Below are 884 nucleotides of genomic sequence, written 5' to 3'. Positions count from 1 at the left end.
GCGACGCCCGCCGCGATCGCCGCCCGTACGGCGGCGACCGCACCGGCGACGCCCTCCCGGTGCTCCGCGCGCTCCGGGTCCTTGGCGCCGCCGACCCGCAGCACCGCCACGCCGCCCGTCAGCCGGGCCAGCCGCAGCTCCAGCACCTCCCGGTCGAAGTCGGACTCCGCCCCGGCCAGGGCGTGCTCCAGGTGCGCCACCCGCCGCGCGACCGCCGCGGCGACGTGCGCCCCGGCCTCCGGCGCCCGCGTCACCGTCGTCGTACGCCGGGTCACGACCACCCGCTCGGCCCGCCCCAGCGACGGCAGCTCCGTGCGGCTCAGCAGCATGCCCTTCTCCGGCAGCACCACCTCCGCCCCCGTCAGCGCCGCCAGGTCCTCCAGGTGCGCCAGCCGCCGCGCGCCGAGCGCGGGCGCGGGGACGGCCGCGGCGAGCAGGGTGCCGCGCAGCCGGTTGGCGACCAGCGCGGCGAGCGCGTCCTGCTGCACGGAGTCGGCGACGACCAGCAGCGGGCGGCCGGTGGCCGCGACCCGCTCCATGACCGGCAGCAGGTCGCCGGGCCCGGCGATCCGCCCGTGGTGCAGCAGGACGTACGGGTCCTCCAGCACCGCCGTGCCCTGCTCGGGGTGGGTCATCATGAGCGGGCTGAGGAAGCCGCGGTCCAGCCGCAGCCCGTCCGCGAACTCCAGCTCCACGCCCGCCACATGCGCCTCCTGCACGGAGACCGCCGCGTTCCGGCCGGCCTTGGCGAAGGCGCGGGCGACCAGCTCGCCCACCTCGGGGTCGCGGGCCGCCGCGGCGGCCACCTTCGCGGTGTCCCGCCCGCCGTCGGCGGAGCCGCCGGCCAGGGGGCGGGCGGTGCCGGTCAGGTGCGCGGCGGCCGC

The 884-nt window shown here is 79.9% G+C and carries 1 protein-coding gene; it reads right to left on the bottom strand.

The genetic code is table 11. The features are described 5' to 3' along the window. Window positions 1-884 (bottom strand): TCP-1/cpn60 chaperonin family protein (locus ABD317_RS37350; protein ID WP_486389040.1); only part of this gene is annotated, 884 nt, incomplete at both ends.

Origin of the sequence: Streptomyces synnematoformans, assembly GCF_039531005.1 — a bacterium.
GTDB lineage: Bacteria > Actinomycetota > Actinomycetes > Streptomycetales > Streptomycetaceae > Streptomyces > Streptomyces synnematoformans.
This window is presented reverse-complemented; position numbering and strand designations above follow the sequence as displayed.